Source organism: Salinibacillus aidingensis (genome assembly GCF_039522525.1).
GTDB lineage: Bacteria > Bacillota > Bacilli > Bacillales > Alkalibacillaceae > Salinibacillus > Salinibacillus aidingensis.
Genome location: NZ_BAAADO010000012.1, coordinates 1 through 18,284, shown reverse-complemented (window position 1 = coordinate 18,284; position 18,284 = coordinate 1). Strand labels below are relative to the sequence as shown.

Genomic DNA, 18,284 nt, shown 5'->3' with positions numbered 1-18,284 from the left:
AGAAAGCCAGGATGATGAAATATTTAATCACCTTAATTCGTTACCAATCTATTGACTATGATAAAAAGCGCCGAAAGCTAAGTGAACGGTTTCCTTTGATTGTTGACAAGCCATTATGCGATGAAGAAGATGGTGAGACAGTTGGAAGCCTATTAACGATGGAACATCCTGATTTTGAGGAATTATTTGTAAAGCATAATGCGCAGGATTTAAAAGATTTCGTTACATCCTCAGCGCTATACAATGCAATCGATACACTAACAGAAAAACAAAGATCAGTACTCAAACACTTTTATGTAGACAACCTTTCTAATAAGGAAATTGCCCATTTATATAATGAATCACCTCAGAACATATCGAAACTCCATCAACAAGCACTTAAAAAACTTCGCAAACATTTAGGTTTAGAGTCGAAAAATAGTGGAAAAAGAGAAACATGAAATAATAGAAAGGGTGATAGAATGTCTTCCGAATGCCGGATGCAAAACTCTGGGGATTACTTGAAAAATGAGGAAGTTAAGCAAGTAATTGAGGAATTAACCCCGAGAATAAAAAGTAGCATTAGGAACACGGCATATCAAGAACGCGAAGATCTGGAACAGGAGATAATAATAAAAATCATTGAAAAAATTCGGTTGTTTGAACGAAAAGACAGCCCAGGTTTTTGGGATTTTGTCCAGGCAATTTAATCCGAGAAATTTGAAACAGATTGTTTGAGGGAAAATTTGATGCTTTATTATAGAAAAATAAATGAAGGATAGAAACAGTGTGAGAGATATTACAACTTCTTTCACGCTGTTTTTTTACGATTTTTGCCGATAACCAAAATAAGTCATTCATTTTAGATATTTAAAATGAGACGAGTGGCTGGTTAACACTTGGCAAAAATAACATTAGAATTCAGTTATTTAACTTCAAAGTCTCTGTGGAGTATTATGTATACCCTAAGTCACTTTACCAAGTATCTTTGGGCGTTATTTATTTTTATTTTATTTTTAATATTATCACACACCAAACCCATTATGGTTTGGTGTGTGTATAACTTATTAGTTTGATAAAGTACTAGTACTAAAGTGAATTTTAAGGACGACCTTTGATTACAGCCATTGAAATGTACCACCTCTGACATGGCATTTACCAGCAAATGATAAAAAAAATGTACCAAAGAATGACAGACTGTTTACCACTTCAATCCTTCTGGTATAAAAGATATAAAACGTATTTTTGAGAATCAAAAATGTTTTAAAAATTTGATTGATTTTCAATAAGGTCAGTCTCGCAAACGGGACAAACTAACTCTTGTATTACGTAGTAGACTAATAAAAAACTTCTTTTGTGACAGAATGTACTTAAAGGGAATAGTTTTTTATTTATAAGTGATCGATTTCTACTTGGGGGCAGATTGTTGAGTAAAACTACTTATTTAACTTTGAGTATTTTACAGTAAGTTCTACATTCTTATGTAGCTGACGTTTTTAATATATGCGAAGTAGGTTATATAGATATTAAGATATACAGATTTGAAAGAAATTCTATACGTTGGCAAGAAAAGATTGTCCTTATCGACAATCCTTTCTTTTACTCATACCATTTCTATTTGAAAATACCATTTGACTTTAAATGAGGTTACTCTTGTAAGTTTTTACGTTTTTGATGGCGGGTAACTTTTTTTCGATTACCACATATTTTCATTGAACACCATTTTCGCCTTCCTCTTGTATCCATAAATAATAGAACACAATCCGGATTTGCACAACGATGCATGTTGGATAATTTATTTTCAGCAAAAAGCTTTATAGCATCATAAGCTAATAGTGCAATCAGAGCATCTTCTGGCTTACCAATCGGTTTTGCTATCAAAACATTTTCTTCTAATTGGTAAGTAAATGGAGCTTTTTCAATTAGGGATTCTAGATTATTAATCCAATTTTCTTTAGGTTTTTTTCCATCCGCGAAACCTTCATATACCTTTCGTAAGGACAAGCGAATGTTTTTAATCAACGGTAAAGCATCAATAGCCCATTCTTCCATGTTTCCTGAAATTTGTTTGTGCGATAAAATACCTTTCTTGTCCATGGTGTGGATCCACGTAATCAAATCTTCGGGCGAAGTAAGTAAGTCAATACGGGTCCCATTCCGTACTACTTCAGTATTTACTAGATCTAATGATAGATGACCAGAGAAAAGTGGAAATTTTGTATTACTTCCCATCAAAACGACTCCCTTAATAAAAATTATAGTTAACCTATTATAACACACTTGACAGGTTAAGTTTAAATGGGTATATTATTAACCATTAAAACCATTAATTAATGGTTAATGAAAAACGGGAGGGATTCTAATGCAACAATCTTTTTTAGGTAACCGTGTTGTTCTGGTTGCATTCATTACACTGATGGGGGCTTTTGGTTTAAATTTAACAGCTGGCCAATTTTTTGAGCCTTTACATACTGCCTTTGGTTGGGATTTAACGATCCTAAGTTTGGCGGTGTCTCTAAATATGATTACTTGGGGAGTTTTTCAACCGATTGCGGGGAGGTTAATTGATCGGTTTGGACCTAAGTCTGTTATTTCTAGTAGTGTAGCGTTGATGGGTATAGCATTTTTACTGTCTGCAACGATCACACAAGTGTGGCAATTTTTTGTCTATTACGGTGTGTTGACGGCTATTGGTTTTGCTGGGTGTGGGTCGATGGCTAATTCAGTATTAGTATCGCGTTGGTATATGAAAAAAAGAGCAAAAATGCTCTCCAGAAGTTCGATGGGAATGAATATTGGTCAACTTGTTCTATTACCGCTGACTGGTTTCTTAATTGCTAATACTGGCTTTCGTACTGCATTTGTAGTACTAGGATTAATAATTCTTGTAGTGGTGGTACCTTTAGTATTGTCTTTGGTTAAAAATAATCCACAAGATGTCGGTCAGTTTCCTGATGGAGATGAGACGTCTTCTGTTTCATCAACAAAAAGCGCATTGTTATCTGAGGCATTACGAAGCAGTCATTTCTGGATTGCAAGTTTAGGTTTTGCATCATGTGGTTTCACTTTATACTTTGTAACGATGCATCTTCCAAAGTTTGCTGTTGACTTAGGTGGATCTACATCACTAGGAGGTCAGTTACTGGGCATCGCAGCTTTAGCAAGCGCCATCTCAATGTGGCTGACGGGACAATTAAGTAATAAATTTGGAAAGAAGAATTTATTAGTAGCACTATATGTTATTCGATTAGCTGCATTTATTTGGTTAGCAATTGCACCGGGTATCTGGCAATTGTATCTATTTGCCATTGTTTACGGTACGGCTTCTATGCCAATTATCCCACTTGTGACTGGTATTATTGGTGATCGATTTGGTAAAAATGCGATGGGAAGTATCCTAGGTTTTAGTTGGTTATTACATCAAGTTTTTGCGGCATTAGGTGTGTTTCTAGGTGGGTATCTTCGTTCTATTTCTGGAAGTTATAATAACGCGTTTTGGATGGGAGCAGCAATATTAGCGCTGGGTACTGTTATTACACTTTTTATGAAGAGGGAAGAAGTAACCTTACAAACCAAAACGGTTCAAGCACAATAAAAGAGGGGTGATTGTGGTGGAAAACTATCTATTGAAACAGTTATTGTTTGTAAGAGAAAGTACGATTAATTTTGTAAAAGATATGGGAGAAGCTACGAGTGAGCTTGTACCTGATAAATTGAATAATAATATTAAGTGGAATTTGGGACATATATATGTAGTTGGTGAAAAATTCTTGTTTCATTTCACTGGAGAGGAAACAAAAATTCCATCTAACTATCCCACATTTTTTAATACTGGAACTAGTCCAGCTGACTGGGAAATGAAGCCACCGTCTCTGAAGGAGTTAATTGATGTTTTGAGCGAACAAATAAACAGGATGAATTTGGCTTTGTCAGGAAGGATGGATGAGAAAGTTAAGGAGGCCTACACTACATCAACGGGATTTGAATTAAGAATTGTGAAAGAGTTTGTTAGTTTTTGTTTGTATCATGAAGGTATGCATTTTGGGGCGATTAAAAATATAGGTAAATTAGTTAAAGAAATGTCTTGAACAATCTAGGCGAATCATCTGAGATGGTTCGCCTTTTTAAAAATTATTAAAGTTGATGGTTTGTGCTATCAATAAAATTAACTTGATGACTATTTCAGCAAACCTTTCAAAACCTTACGTAAAGACAAGCCGATTTCCTTAACCAAGGACTATATAGTAATATAATAATATAGTCAAGTCAGAAAGTGAGTGAAAAATTAATGAGAAATAATGTTATAGAACTTAAAAATTTTTCTATCGGATTACCCAAGCAAATGAAATATGCGACTAATAAAGAAATTACTACCGGAATTTGCAAGCAAACTGTTGAGGAGGCTTTCTTAACTAAAGATGGATTTCGGGGTGATGGCGTCGCCGATTTAAGAAACCATGGAGGTTCTGACCGTGCTGTATGTCTATATCCATATGAGCATTATCTATTCTGGGAAAAAGAGTTTAATAGAACCTTATCACCCTCTACTTTCGGAGAAAATCTAACAGTAACCAATATGTTGGAAGGAAGTGTTAACCTAGGAGACGTTTATCTTTTGGGAGAAGCAGTTGTACAAGTTTCTCAAGGTAGGGTTCCATGCAGTACAATTACAAAGAGAACTGGTCACCCTTTACTCCTAAAAATGATGATAAAAACGGGTTTCACAGGCTATTTATTCCGTGTTTTAGAAGAAGGTGTGGTCAGAAAAGATTCTAAATTTACATTATTAGAGCCTAGTACAAAACAAGTATCTATTCTATACGCCAATGAGGTCTATTTTCATAAAACAAAAGACATTGAAGGAATACAAAGAGTGTTAGATGTCCCGGAACTGGCTCAGGAATGGCAAGAGTTTTTGGAGAAACGATTACATAAACTTATTACTCATTAATAGGTGCGTTAGACTTTTTATATAAAAAACCAAAGTCATATGCTGCGCAGTAAAAATATACTATTCAACAGAAAATGGTCTTTCACAATCGGGCGCAGATTGCGGAAGACCATAAGCCTAATTCCTCGGTAAAGGAGGATTAGGCTTTTTCACTTCAAAATCCTTGACATTTTACTATTGGTAAATGCATTGACAGTAAATGGTAAATTTCGTGGAAACTGCTGGTAAAAAACTTGGCAGAGATGGTACATTTTTGTGGCTGTAATCAACCTTCAAGCTCAGAAACCATTAATAGTTGTAACGACATGGTATCCATATCTAGGGGGAGGTCCAATACACTTCACCAGAACCCCACCTATTCCATATCTTATAGAAGTGACCCTTCAAAGCCTTGTCTTAAGTTACCTACTTCAATTACCTTCACTGTTCGGGACTTTCACCCTAAAGTCTACATCCATGTCGAGCGCATTAAATAAATATTCCCACCTCTAAAGAGGTGGGAATATAAATTAATCATCAACGTTAATAGGTTGGCCTGCCGGTGGATATAAATCACTAATATCTCCACTTGCTACGTGTTCAAATATTCTTTCCCATCCATTGCCAATGTCTTTATAAAATTCGTAACTAGGGAAACCATCATGTCTTCCATTATCCATCACAACTCGACCATCGCTATAGACAGTAACATCGGCATAATAATTGATACTTGGCATATACCACATATTGAAAATTCCGTTACTAACATCGTGTTCAACCTTGAATGAAACACTGTCGTATCCATTCCATGTTACATTATATATTCCCAATTGGCTTAAATCAGCTTCCCCCTCTTCATACCATGTGTCATTCACTGAGGGATCTAGTGGAACGTGTTTTAATCTAGTCGGGCTTGCGTATTTATACGAATTAATTGTGTGAGAATCAAAATAAAGATAGAGATTAAACCTTGTTCTGTAACTACCGTATGGATCGAAGTAAGTTCTATTGTCTCCTTCACCATAAGTTACATAATCATATGGGAATGGCTGGAATGGTGATTTTACCCAATCATCTGGAATAAATGTTTGAAACCTTAAACGTACTGACATACTAACCAACCTCCATTATATTATTTGAACAGGAGATGAAAGGCAAAAGGTCCACCTCTAACCAGTTTGCCTTATTAGCTGTTCTTACTATAAAAAGTGTTTTAATAATGTAAAAAATCAACTTTCTAATAAAAAAATTAATTATCTAATGTGTTGCGTAGTTTTTTTTTCGATGTTATGTAGTTCCAAGTGGAACATATTTTATTCTAAATAGGAGATTAGAATTTTGCTTGGTTTTTCTTAGTAAAGATGCTAAGCTATTAATAAAGAAGTTAATAAAAACAGTTGATATCGGGGAGGAGATTCAGTTGATCTTTATATGTCCGACCTGTAGATGTTTTAATAAAATAAATATTGTCCTGAAGTCATTGGTATTTACTATGATATTTATTATTTTTGGGGTATTATCTTATTTTTTATTACCTTATATAATGCCTGGTAATTCAGCTTTTGTAATTTTAATGTTCGCTCCTTTTCTAGTTGGTGGACTTTTATTTGGTTTGGGGTTATTCGGACTTGCTTTTGGGATAAGTAAATTATGCGAACGGATTAAAAGAAAATAATTGGTTATTAAAATAAGGAGTGCTTTAGTGGAAGATCCGTTTTCTGAAATAATCAATCTTTTTTCAAAATGGATTCTTTTAATTTATTGTAAAATGTGGGTTTGGGGGGTATTTATAATCAAACTCTATTTTAAAGCAACAATCCAACAAGTGGTTTTTTATAGATAAATAAGAGAAAAATACACATTTACTGCTGGTCGTGTAATTGGACTCCCTCTTATTGCCGAGCAGCACCGTACTGTAGAGAAAGTGAACACCGTTTGGAAAACAATAAACGAGGTCGAAAATAATATTGTTAAAGATAAATAAATAGAAACATAAATCTTTTAAAGGATAGGCGAAAATGCCTGTCCTTTTTTGTTTTATATGTGTTAGAATATTGTTAGATACTTAAAATACCTAAACTACATATTCTAAGAGGGTGAATACATGAAAGTTCAAAAAATCGACATAGGAAATAATCAATATCGCTACCTTCTTTTAGACAATGAATTTAATGTGATTGAGCCAATCAAGCGGTACTTAAAATTCCTTGACAATACGGATAAGGCAGAAAACACGTTAAAAAACTATGCTTATCATCTTAAAGCATACTTTGAATATCTATATGAGATTGGACTTTCTTATAACGAAATCAGTTCCGAAGGAAATAATCCAATAGAAATATTGGGAAACTTTGCAAGTTGGTTAGAAAACCCAACCATAATAAATGACAAATTATCATATTTGTCACCGCCAGAAGCAAAGCGAAGCAATCAAACTATCAATCTTATAATTATTGCTGTACTCGGCTTTTATGAGTTTTTGTCGAAAGGAAATGAACTTCCTGAATTAGACGTTTACAAAGAACAAAGAATGAACCCGCAGTTTAAAAGTTTCTTACATGAACTAATTCCTAATTCCAACATGATAAGGAAAAATATACTTCACCGTAAAACCGAGCAAAAGGAAGTAGAAGCGATCACAAGAGAACAATATAATCAACTTTTAGAACACTGCAACACGATAAGGGACAAGGCTTTACTGGCTGTTTTGTTTGAAGGTGGACTACGATTAAGTGAAGCACTTGGGCTATTCATTGAGGACATAGAGCCATTTAACAATAAAATCAAAATACAGCCAAGAGAGAACCTTGAAAACGGAGCTACGGTAAAAAATAAAGCTAAAGGTGAATTATATGTACCGCCTTATGTTATGAAATATATTACGGATTACATTGTGGAAGAGCTTGTTGACGTGGACACGAATTTTTTATTTGTAAACTTGCGAGGTAAAAACAAAGGTCATCCAATGAAATCAATTACGATACAAAAGCTCTTTAATCGGTTAAGTAAAAAAGTTGGCTTTAACGTTCATCCTCATATGTGTAGGCATGGGCATGGAACTGAATTAATAGAATCTGGTTGGGATGTTGTTGAAATAAAAGATAGATTACGACATACAAACGTGCAATCCACAACCGTATATACTCATTTATCAGACAAGCATAAGAAAAAGAAAATTCAAGAATTATACGAGAAAAAGGGGATAGCAAATGACAGTAATAATAATGAATAAGCCAAACTTAGATCCATTTTATAATAAGGATATATTTGATTTAAAGGAACATCCAAGCAGTGCGGTAAGGGAGAAAGTCCAAAAGAGAAAACAGTCATTAATTGATTTGAGCAAGCTCAATGAACCATTAAAATTAGAGCTAAAATATTACCTTCAAGAAGTTTTATTAAAACAAATTTCAAGAACAGCCTTATCTGGTACTTATTTAACACCCTTATTCCATTTAATTGATTTTTTTAGTCAGATTTCAAAAGGAAGCTCCCTTCACTCCTTTTCTGTCGAGGTAGAAAATGAATATAGAAATTATTTGCTGAAAAAAGGTGTTTCGGTAGAACACTCAATACATGGCAAATCGGTGCATTTGAAAATCTATGAAAGAGCATATTTGTATGTAAATGATTTATACAATGGAGACAATCCATTTGATAAGGACATTTGGAAACTTGATGAAATGGGAATTGATGCTTCAAGGAATGTTGAGAGTAACAAAAGGCAAACTATTACTTTCCATACAATCCCTAATGCTTTTAATAGAAAAGTTGCGAAAAAGTATTTGAAATATTTAATCTCAACAACAGATAAAGCCATCTCTACCGTTTATACCAAATACAATAACATTAAAGCGTTCCTAATCTTCTTGGATGATAAAGAACTTACGGAAATAAAACGCAACCATGTTGAGGGGTTTATAGAAAATCTAAATAAAAGGGAATTGAAGAATGAAACATTTAATCAATTTATCTTTTTAAATACTAAATTCGTTGAGTATTTAATTGTGAATGGTTATTTATCAAGTAACCCATTTTATTCAAAGGATATAAAAAGTGCAAGTAGAGATCACAATTATAAGGCAGTAGATGATAGTGTAATCAAACAAATATTTAGCGTTTTAGACCAGATACCTTTTCAGGAATCATGTATGTATCTACTTCTGTATTCAACAGGATTGCGAGTGAGTGAGGTGTGTTCCATAAAAGTCAGTTCTTTATTCAAGAATGAAGAAGGATTTTTTGTTCGTTTTTATTCCCAAAAAATGAGAAAGGAAGCAGTTAATCCTATCCCCAAGTCACTCTATGAACTGTTATCCAAACAACAGCAAACAGTAAGAAAAAAGCATGGTGCAAAAATAAAATACCTTTTTCCAAATTCGAACCTCGAATCATATGTTTCAGGTACATTTCGAGAAAGAATGCAAGGGTGGTTTAAAGAATTAGAAATTAGAAAGCCAAATGGATCGTTATATCTGTTCAAACCGCATGATTATCGCCATACATTAGCAACGACAATGATATTAAATGACATACCTTCATCCGTTGTTCAGAAGGTTTTGCATCATGATAGTATTGAAATGTCGGCTTCCTATATTGATATACTGGATCAGCAAAAAATCAAGAAGCATAAAGATTTCATTAACATTAAAGGTGAATCAATGCCAATTCATATTGATACATCTATAGATATTGATGATCTTGCAAGAATTGAGTGGCTAAAAAAGTCCATAAATGCTCAAATGCTCCCTAACGGTATGTGTTCATTACCTGTTGCAATGGGCAAATGTCCTCATGCCAATTCATGCTTAACTTGTGGGGAATTTAGAACGAGCAAGGAATTTCTCCCTATTCATAAAAAGCATTACGAAAGTGTTTGTAGCCTTATTGACTATGCGAAACAACAAGGTTGGCAAAGGCAAGTAGAAACGAATGAAGAGGTAAAAGATAATCTTGAAACAATTATTGAAAAACTGCAAGACGATAATGAGGTGCTTACATCATGATTATAAATAATTCACTTGACCAAAAAGCGAATATTAAAAGGTATCCCCTGTTTGACTTTTACAAGCAAGATCTATGGGACTTAACAGAGCATCCACAATTTAATCAATTAAATGAAAATCAAAAGAAATTCATAGCAAATAGAAAGCATATAATTGATTTTACGGCTATGAAAAAAGACGTATTTGCAAATGAAATAAAATATTATTGTCAACACTACATTGAAAACATGAAAAGGTTAATAACTTCCTTTGTGACAGATGTGGGTGGGGTTAATTTAACCATTAAGTATATAAATGAGCAATTGAAAGAGGTAGGTAGTTTTATTGAGTTAGAAAAAGAGGAAACATTAAAGTCTTTCTCTCAATTCCTAATCAGCAACGGATATAAAACACATACAGAAACGAACAATGCTTTGACAGAGGACATGGAATACAGGAATTATAAAACTCCCACAACATATTTACGTTTCTTTAAGAACTTGCATCAATTCATACACGAACAATATAAAGAATCCAGTCAATCAAAGGATTTTTTCGTTAAAGACAAATGGGATATACGTGAACTACCATTTAAAATTCAAGGGTTTGATCCTTCAAGACCAAGATATAGCCTTTCCTTTGAAAAAATTGTTCAAGAAAAAATAAGAGAAATAGCAAAGAAATACACGTTAGAGAGGTTAAAGACTAAGAGGTATTCTACCTGCGTGGATGATTTGAAAGGCATCAATCTACTTTGCGAACACCTTAATGAGTTTCATCCTGACATCCAATCGGTTGCACAATTAAATCGAGCTGTAATTGAAGACTATCTTGCATTTATTAATTTGAATAGCAACTTAAAGCCAAGAACGCAATCGTCAAGAATCGGAGCTGTAAAGACATTCTTTGAAACGTGTACTCTTTTTGGTTGGGATGAAGCACCTAAACAGACCTTACTTCTTTCCGATGATGTTAAAAAGAAATATAAAGTATTACCGAGGTTTTATGATGATAATGTACTTACTCAAATAAATAAAAACTTAGAGCATCTACCCGTTCAGATTGCCAGAATGGTTTTCGTTTTACAAAACGTTGGAATGCGGATTAGCGAGCTTTGTAATCTTAAAAAGGACTGTTTGAAACAGGATACGGATAAAGATTTTCTACTTGAATATCTTCAAGAGAAAACACAGGACTGGAATCGAGTCCCAATAAAGAAAGACATAGCAATGGCAATTCAGAAAGCGATTAAATATAGTCAAGAGCAATATGGAGATAAGGTAAAGTATGTTTTCATGCAAGATGCCATTAGACCAATTAGCAAAGATACTTTTTCTTATCATTTGAATCAATTGGTTAAAAAACATGATATATGTGATAGCAATGGCAACTTAGTAAGAATAAAATCTCACCACTTCCGAGGTACTTTAGCAACTAAATACGCTAATCTGGGAATGTCACCAAATGTTATAAGGATTCTTTTGGGACAAAAATCTTTGGGAGCTATCCGTCACTATATCGAAATTCTTGAAGAAACAATGACAGATGCCATGCAAGACCTCCTAAACTACCAAGATCAAATGATTCAAAACATAGGCAAAAAAGAAGCTGTTATACAGGTGAATGAGGAGGATAAAGCTGAAATCCCACTTCCAAATGGTCGATGTGCAAAGCCTATATCATCAGGGAAATGTACCCACGCAAACGCCTGTTATACGTGTGCGATGTTTAAACCTGATCCGAAGAACATTGACCTATTTAAGTACCAACTTTCAGAAGCAAAAAGCAATGTTGAAATGGCTAAAATAAATGGTTTCGAACGTGTTCTCCAAGTGAATGAGGACTTAGTTGAAGCATTAGAAAAGATTATTACCTCAATTGAAAAGCGAGGTGCTTAAAAGTGAAAAACACAAGTAAGATTGTTTCTATGGCAAAGGAAAAGACAGAAGAAAAAAAGCAAATGGTGATTGAAACAATTAATAAAATGATTGAATGTGATGAAAAAATTACTTTTTATAGTGTCTATCAAAAAGCAGGCGTATCTAAATCTTTTGTTTATAATAACGAGGAAATCAGAGAAGTAATCGAACAGCATCGAAAATCATCAATTAAAAAGACACAAACAAAGGATGCGAAAGACGTAATAATTGAATCGCAAAAACGTAAAATCAAAGAATTAGAAAAAGAGATCAAGCAATATCAGAAGGATGAATTGTGGAAAGACAAATTTGAAAAGCTGGATGAAGAAAATAAGCAACTTAAAATTCAGCTTCAACAAGCATATAAATATTGATTATTTTAACCGCCTTTAAAACAAATGAAGGTGGTTATTTCTTACACTTTAAACACTGTGTTCAAAGATAAAGTTATTATTTTATATTGATTTATTTTACTTAACTATATATAAATATTGATCCTCCTTATAACACTGGTGGAGACTTTTTATACAAAGATGACTTCAAACATTCAACTTGGTTAACCTTTATGGAATCACGACTTGCAATAGCAAAAGACCTCTTGCACAAAGATGGTTCTATCTTTGTAAGTATCGATGATGAAGAAGCATTTAATCTAAAGTTACTAATGGATGAGATGTTTGGTGAAGAAGCATTTGTAGGTTCTATTGCATATGAAAGGTCAGGAAGTGCAGGGCTAGGTCAGGGTGGCTCTATTGTAAATACAAAAGAATATGTATTGTTCTACTCTTTAAATAAATCAAATTTAAACTTTGTTGGTCACGACAGACCATTAGAAAAAGACACAATGAAAAGGTATAATAAGATTCTTATCGATGAAGGTCAAAAAGAGTTAGTAAAGGAATTCAATGCAAAGTCTAATAATCTTCCAGTTAAAATATATAAACATACAAACCATAAGTTTGAAACAATTTCTTTAAGAGACTTTAAAAATCGAAAAGATGAGATAGAAAAAGAATATGTTGATAACTTTGAAAATGTATTCAGAACATTCCTTGTGCAGAAGGAAAATGAATTTCAACATTACCTGATATCAAACATGGATAAAGATCATTTGTATTCTGTTGAGTATATCCCTAGTAGGGGGAAATATGCTGGAAAAGAAGTACAAAATTATTATTTTAACAATGAACTATTTGCTTGGCTAAAAGAATCAGCATTTGTTGATGGAGGCAAGGTAATAAAAACTAATAAGATTACCGATTTATGGGCACATTCAGATATACCTAAAGCCGATTTATTTAACGAAGGCAATGTTACTTTACCGAGAGGTAAAAAGCCTGAACATCTCTTGTATAGATTAATAAAGTTAGCAACCAATGAAGGTGATACTGTTCTAGATTTCTTCGCAGGCTCAGCAACAACTGCAGCAACTGCTGTTAAAATGAAACGAAAGTCAATTGCAATTGAGATGGGTGAATATTTTGAAGATAAAACATTAAAAAGAATGAAAAGTGTTTTATCAGGGGACAGTACGGGGATTTCCTCAAAAGTTGGTTGGAACGGGAGTGGTATTGTAAAATACCATGAATTAGAACAATATGAAGATATATTAGATAACCTACGGTTGTATAAGGAAGTGGAAGTGCCAGCAAGTATACCTAAAAAGTATTTATTCCGTCCTGAAGAAAATTATGTAAGAAGTAATTTCGATATATCCAAGCCATTTAGTAATGTTTATACTCATGGAAAAGGTAACAATGACAAAAAGATTGATTTTGTTGAAACTTATTGTTATTTAAAAGGCTATATAATTGAAAGTCTAAGTTATAAAAATATATCTGGTAAATTATATGCGATATTAAAGACTAGTAATAAATTAATCATTTTTAGGGAAATAGCGTTAGGAGAAGATGATACGAATAACATAAAAAAGATAATCTCGGATTATGATAATATTGATCAAATCGAAGTTAACTATGATATTGATCAAAGAAAATTGGATATTGAAACAAAAGTAATTACTAATTCTGATTTTGATGAGGGATTATTATGGAATTAAGGTTATATAATCAAATTAAAGAAGATATTTTCGGAGAAGTAGGAATAGATACAAGGCAACCGGACAATCAAAGGTTAATTGAGGAATATAGTAAGGATTTGGGCTTAAGTAATAAAATATTCAAAGAAATTAAACAACTTGTAAAACATTATAATCGTCTAACTAAAAATGATATTTCTTTAAGGTATTATCAAATTATGGCGTTGTATTTTACCGAAAAGTATTTTAGAGAATACTATAATAAAAAGCATTTTGAAAAAATGCTTGCATATTGGATGGCAACTGGAAGTGGAAAAACAATATTAATGCACATTAATATACTTCAATACCTTACAAAGTTAAAGAGGTTTGATAAGGTTCAGATTATATTGACAACGCCCGGTGTTAATTTAATTGAGCAGCATAAGAGAGAATTAATTCCTTTTATAAATGAATTAAATAAAGAATATAATAATAAAATTGATCTGGTAATTGAAACTACCGGTGCACTATTACAGAAACCCAAAAACTACTTTTATTTATCCGAAAATAGTACGACTAAAAGGTTAATTTTAGTTGATGAAGGGCATATAGGTTTAAGTGCTAGTAAAGAAGGTAAATTTAAACAATTGAGAAATGAAATGAACTCAAATGAAAGTTTCCTTTTTGAGTATTCAGCCACATATCATAATCTTAATAATGATATTCAGAAAGACTATGAAAATACTATAGTATATGATTATAACTACAAATTGTTTTATAAGGATGGATATGGCAAAGCATACTCATTTCAGGAGATAAATCCTGATGTTGTAGTAGGTGAAAAGGATAACCTTGACGCAACTTTTAATGTCTTTGAAGAAAAATTAGGTCTTTTTAATAATTTTGATCAATATTCTTCAACCCTATTTGGAAGTAAATTCCCTGACAAACCTTTATTAGCCTTTATGGGTAATACTGTAAATAATGTCAGCGATGAAGGTAAAAACGATGAAGTTTCTGATATCTCTAAAGTTATTAGTTATCTTGCTAATTTATCTAATGATGAGCGCAAAAAATATTTAAATGTTTTTAATAATGATATTCAAGGTAATTTGCGACTTACAAGATGTAATAGTGTTGATGATGAAATTCTTCTATCTTATGGTGATGGTGAATTTTGGGGGATAATAAATGTAGGAAATGGAGATCAATTTTTTAATGACATTGAACATCCCAAAGTTGAAAAAAGAAACATTCAAATTATTGATAGTAAGTATTTATTTCAAAATATCGATTTTGTAGAAAGTCCTATTACCGTATTAATAGGTAGTAGGAAATTTGCAGAGGGTTGGAACAGTTTTAGAGTATCGGTAATAGGGTTAATTAACCTAGGGTCATCAAAGGGTAACAAAATTATACAAATATTTGGTAGAGGAGTACGGCTTAAAGGAATTTACAATGACGGGAAAAGAGCATTCCATGATCAAGAAGAATTGGATAATTCCGATGACAGATATGTAGTTAGAAAATTAGAGACTCTTAATGTATTTTCTCTTAAAAAAAATTACTTAGAGACTTTTATTGAGGATGTTTCTAAGGAAATCGAACATACTCATACAATATCTATCGAAGTGGATCCAAAAGTAGTAAAGTTAGGAAGTGGAACCAAAGTCGAATTTAGTAAATACGCTAATAGACTTCCTATATTTAACCTATCCAAGAAGGACATAGATACAAAAAAAGTGATTATCGATAACGGTAAAATTACTTATAGTTATTATGACGAATTCATAGAATATATACATGAATTAAACAGAGTTAAATTTTCATTGGACTATAGAAATAATAAAGATAGAGAAGAACAAGATGTCGTTATCGATTTTCGTGAATATTTGCTTAATTATAATGACTTTATAAATAAAAGTGAAATACAAAATTTAATAGATGAAACCTCTAAAGATAATGAATTGCAACTATATTCGCCAAATGACAATAAGTTTAGAAAGTGTAACTTAAATGATATTTTAGGATTAGTTGCTGAATTAAGGTTTAATAAAAAGGATATAAAATTTACAATCGAAGCAATTGAAAAAATCGCCTTTTCAGTGATAACTGATGTAATAAATAAATTAAAGAATAAAATTAATTATAATATTAATTCAAGAAACTATACTCTAAAATCATCCATTGAACAACAATCTAGTGATAAACAATCAGATGGTGATATTATTTATGAATACAGAGTGACAAAAACATTTGATAGTTATGAGCAAAAATTAGAATTTATAAATGATCTAGATAATCAAAAAAAGCAAATAAAGAATAATCTAGAAATAAACTCAAGTTACCATATTTATGAACCATTGTTTAAAGATGATCATGGCCTAACTATATCACCAGATTTCTTGAATCAAGGAGAGGTCAAATTTTTTAGAGACATTAATCAATATATTAGTACAAATTTTGATGGAAAAGATAATTATGATTTCTATTTATTAAGAAATGTACAATCATTGAAATCAATAGGCATATATTTGGAAAATGATGAAGGAGTATATTATCCAGACTTTGTTTTATGGGTAGAAGATAAAGAAGAAGATAAAATACAGATAGTATTTTTTGACCCAAAAGGCCAAAAGGGAATAATTAATGAAGATACTTTATCAGAAAACGATAAGGTTAATTTAGGAATTAAATCATTACCAGAAAACCAATTAGTAAAATTGGAAGAATTACTACAAAATAAATACAAAAAAGAGATTGAAGTTCACTCATATATAATATTAAGAGATAGTTCAGACTTTGGGAAAGAGAAGTCAAGAAGTACAAGAAATGAAGATTCTCAATGGGTCTACAATAACTTGGTCACTAAAAATATCTTAAGGTTAAATTGGCATAAATATGATGAGAACGGAAATAGAAGTATGTTATTTGATGGTAGATCATATTTAGATATTGTTTTTGATGATCTTGGGATTAAATAGGCTGCCCCCACAATGATTATCATTGTGGGGTTTATATTAGAGTTTATCTACTGCTTTTAATTTATCTTCAGAAGTTGGAGCGGAATATCGCAGAACCATATCGGGAGTGTAATATAAACTGTGTAAGTAAGAAATGCGTACGGTTTCTTACTCACACAGTTTTTTTATTTGGTAGAATAAAGTTAAAGCTAAAGGAGTGGTTTTAATGGGGAAATCAAAAAGAGATCCTAACTCCGTAGAATTAGCTAACAAGATTATTGAACAGTATCAGCCTCAATCCGTTGAGGATATGCAAAATGCATTAAAGGATATATTTGGTCCTATGTTTGAAGCGATGTTAAAAGGAGAAATGAATCACCATTTGGGTTATGAATCCAATGATAAAGGAGAAAAAGAAACAGTTAATAGAAGAAATGGGTACGGAGGAAAAACCGTCAAAACAAGCACTGGAGAGGTTGATATAGAAGTTCCGCGTGATCGTGACGGATCATTCGAACCTCAACTCATTCCTAAACGTCAAAAAGACGTTTCAGCGATTGAGGATAAAGTGATCTCTATGTATGCGAAAGGGATGTCTCAACGGGATATTTCATCAACCATTGAGGATATTTATGGGTTCTCTGTATCTCATGACATGATATCTGATATTACGGATCATGCATTACCAGAATTAGAAGACTGGCAAAGCCGCCCATTAAAAAGTTGTTATGCCTTTGTATTTGTAGACTGTATGTTTACAACCATAAGAAATCAATATGAAACGAAAAAGTATGCTGTCTATACGATCTTAGGCTACACCATGGAAGGAAATAAAGAAATCCTAGGTCTATGGCTGAATGAGACGGAAAGTAAGCATAAATGGATGCAAATTTTTGACGAAATCAAGGCAAGAGGTGTTGAAGATATTTTCTTTCTGTCTATAGATGGAGTATCCGGCCTGGAAGAAGGAGCACGAGCAATCTTCCCGGATATTATTGTTCAGCGATGCATCGTTCATTTAATACGGAATTCTGTAAAATATGTACCAAGTAAGGACTATAAAGCATTTACAAAATCGCTTAGGAAAGTGTATGGAGCGCAGAGTCTTAAAGCTTGTCAAAGTGCCTTTGAATCATTTAAACAGCAATGGTCTGCCTATCCTGGTGCTGTTGATGTATGGATTCGAAACTTTAATCATGTTGAGCAGCTCTTTGATTACGGAAGTGCAGTACGCAAAATTATGTACACCACCAATGCGGTAGAAAGTATACACTCCAGTTTCCGCAAAGTCACAAAAAAAGGAGCATTCCCAAACGAGAACGCTCTCTTAAAAGTTCTATTTTTACGTGTGAAAGAATTAGAGGCCAAATGGGAAGGTGGCCATATCCAGAATTGGTCTTTAGCAATGAATCAGTTATTAGTTGATGACCGATTAAAGGATCGGGTTCTTAAATATATCTGAACTTACACACTTTTCTTGACAAGTCC

At 32.7% G+C, this 18,284-nt stretch carries 14 protein-coding genes; 12 read left to right on the top strand and 2 right to left on the bottom strand.

Annotated elements, in window-relative coordinates; all coding sequences use genetic code 11:
* Positions 1-14 precede the first annotated feature (14 nt).
* A complete protein-coding gene (locus tag ABD006_RS17665) occupies positions 15-440 on the top strand; it encodes a sigma-70 family RNA polymerase sigma factor (RefSeq protein ID WP_343844024.1) in 426 nt (141 codons plus the stop codon).
* Between the two features lie 21 nt (positions 441-461).
* Positions 462-689 (top strand): hypothetical protein, encoded by a 228-nt coding sequence (locus tag ABD006_RS17660; protein WP_343844023.1) that lies wholly within the window; start codon positions 462-464, stop codon positions 687-689.
* A 937-nt stretch (positions 690-1,626) separates the two neighbouring features.
* Here ABD006_RS17660 and ABD006_RS17655 read toward each other — a convergent pair.
* Entirely contained in the window at positions 1,627-2,211 is a 585-nt protein-coding gene (locus ABD006_RS17655) for a CGNR zinc finger domain-containing protein (RefSeq protein ID WP_343844021.1), read from the bottom strand.
* Positions 2,212-2,341: 130 nt separating this feature from the next.
* Between ABD006_RS17655 and ABD006_RS17650 the strand changes: the two genes are divergently transcribed.
* From ABD006_RS17650 to ABD006_RS17640, 3 genes are all read left to right on the top strand, one after another.
* Complete coding sequence (locus ABD006_RS17650) at positions 2,342-3,574, top strand: MFS transporter (protein ID WP_343844018.1); 1,233 nt, start codon at positions 2,342-2,344, stop codon at positions 3,572-3,574.
* Positions 3,575-3,590: 16 nt separating this feature from the next.
* Positions 3,591-4,067 carry a DinB family protein gene (locus ABD006_RS17645; RefSeq protein ID WP_343844016.1) on the top strand — a complete coding sequence of 159 codons (477 nt, stop codon included), beginning with the start codon at positions 3,591-3,593 and terminating at the stop codon, positions 4,065-4,067.
* A gap of 200 nt (positions 4,068-4,267) precedes the next feature.
* Complete coding sequence (locus ABD006_RS17640) at positions 4,268-4,930, top strand: MOSC domain-containing protein (protein ID WP_343844096.1); 663 nt, start codon at positions 4,268-4,270, stop codon at positions 4,928-4,930.
* Between the two features lie 509 nt (positions 4,931-5,439).
* Here ABD006_RS17640 and ABD006_RS17635 read toward each other — a convergent pair.
* The gene (locus tag ABD006_RS17635; protein WP_343844013.1) at positions 5,440-6,021 is read right to left on the bottom strand and encodes a DUF3238 domain-containing protein; all 582 of its coding nucleotides are present in this window, start codon (positions 6,019-6,021) and stop codon (positions 5,440-5,442) included.
* 992 nt (positions 6,022-7,013) lie between these two features.
* On the opposite strand from ABD006_RS17635, the gene ABD006_RS17630 reads away from it, so the two are divergent.
* The 7 genes from ABD006_RS17630 to ABD006_RS17600 all read left to right on the top strand — a co-directional run bounded on the left by ABD006_RS17630 (position 7,014) and on the right by ABD006_RS17600 (position 18,258).
* Positions 7,014-8,141, top strand: a complete 1,128-nt coding sequence (locus tag ABD006_RS17630; protein ID WP_343844011.1) for a tyrosine-type recombinase/integrase — start codon at positions 7,014-7,016, stop codon at positions 8,139-8,141.
* A complete protein-coding gene (locus tag ABD006_RS17625) occupies positions 8,119-9,915 on the top strand; it encodes a tyrosine-type recombinase/integrase (protein WP_343844009.1) in 1,797 nt (598 codons plus the stop codon). Before ABD006_RS17630 ends, ABD006_RS17625 begins: the two co-directional genes overlap by 23 nt.
* A complete protein-coding gene (locus ABD006_RS17620) occupies positions 9,912-11,792 on the top strand; it encodes a tyrosine-type recombinase/integrase (protein ID WP_343844007.1) in 1,881 nt (626 codons plus the stop codon). The genes ABD006_RS17625 and ABD006_RS17620 overlap by 4 nt, the downstream gene beginning before the upstream one ends.
* Positions 11,793-11,794: 2 nt before the next feature.
* Positions 11,795-12,187: a DUF6262 family protein gene (locus tag ABD006_RS17615; RefSeq protein WP_343844005.1), complete on the top strand. Its 393-nt coding sequence runs from the start codon at positions 11,795-11,797 to the stop codon at positions 12,185-12,187.
* A 110-nt stretch (positions 12,188-12,297) separates the two neighbouring features.
* Positions 12,298-13,872 carry a DNA methyltransferase gene (locus ABD006_RS17610; RefSeq protein WP_343844093.1) on the top strand — a complete coding sequence of 525 codons (1,575 nt, stop codon included), beginning with the start codon at positions 12,298-12,300 and terminating at the stop codon, positions 13,870-13,872.
* Complete coding sequence (locus tag ABD006_RS17605) at positions 13,863-16,817, top strand: DEAD/DEAH box helicase family protein (RefSeq protein ID WP_343844002.1); 2,955 nt, start codon at positions 13,863-13,865, stop codon at positions 16,815-16,817. Before ABD006_RS17610 ends, ABD006_RS17605 begins: the two co-directional genes overlap by 10 nt.
* A gap of 196 nt (positions 16,818-17,013) precedes the next feature.
* A complete protein-coding gene (locus tag ABD006_RS17600) occupies positions 17,014-18,258 on the top strand; it encodes an IS256 family transposase (RefSeq protein ID WP_343844000.1) in 1,245 nt (414 codons plus the stop codon).
* Positions 18,259-18,284: the final 26 nt, after the last annotated feature.

Bases quoted from the DNA above. Each gene is read 5' to 3' on its own strand.
- ABD006_RS17625 (WP_343844009.1), top strand. From the start codon at position 8,119: ATGACAGTAATAATAATGAATAAGCCAAACTTAGATCCATTTTATAAT.
- ABD006_RS17605 (WP_343844002.1), top strand. From the start codon at position 13,863: ATGGAATTAAGGTTATATAATCAAATTAAAGAAGATATTTTCGGAGAA.
- ABD006_RS17665 (WP_343844024.1), top strand. From the start codon at position 15: ATGAAATATTTAATCACCTTAATTCGTTACCAATCTATTGACTATGAT.
- ABD006_RS17640 (WP_343844096.1), top strand. From the start codon at position 4,268: ATGAGAAATAATGTTATAGAACTTAAAAATTTTTCTATCGGATTACCC.
- ABD006_RS17635 (WP_343844013.1), bottom strand. From the start codon at position 6,021: ATGTCAGTACGTTTAAGGTTTCAAACATTTATTCCAGATGATTGGGTA.
- ABD006_RS17630 (WP_343844011.1), top strand. From the start codon at position 7,014: ATGAAAGTTCAAAAAATCGACATAGGAAATAATCAATATCGCTACCTT.
- ABD006_RS17620 (WP_343844007.1), top strand. From the start codon at position 9,912: ATGATTATAAATAATTCACTTGACCAAAAAGCGAATATTAAAAGGTAT.
- ABD006_RS17655 (WP_343844021.1), bottom strand. From the start codon at position 2,211: ATGGGAAGTAATACAAAATTTCCACTTTTCTCTGGTCATCTATCATTA.
- ABD006_RS17650 (WP_343844018.1), top strand. From the start codon at position 2,342: ATGCAACAATCTTTTTTAGGTAACCGTGTTGTTCTGGTTGCATTCATT.
- ABD006_RS17660 (WP_343844023.1), top strand. From the start codon at position 462: ATGTCTTCCGAATGCCGGATGCAAAACTCTGGGGATTACTTGAAAAAT.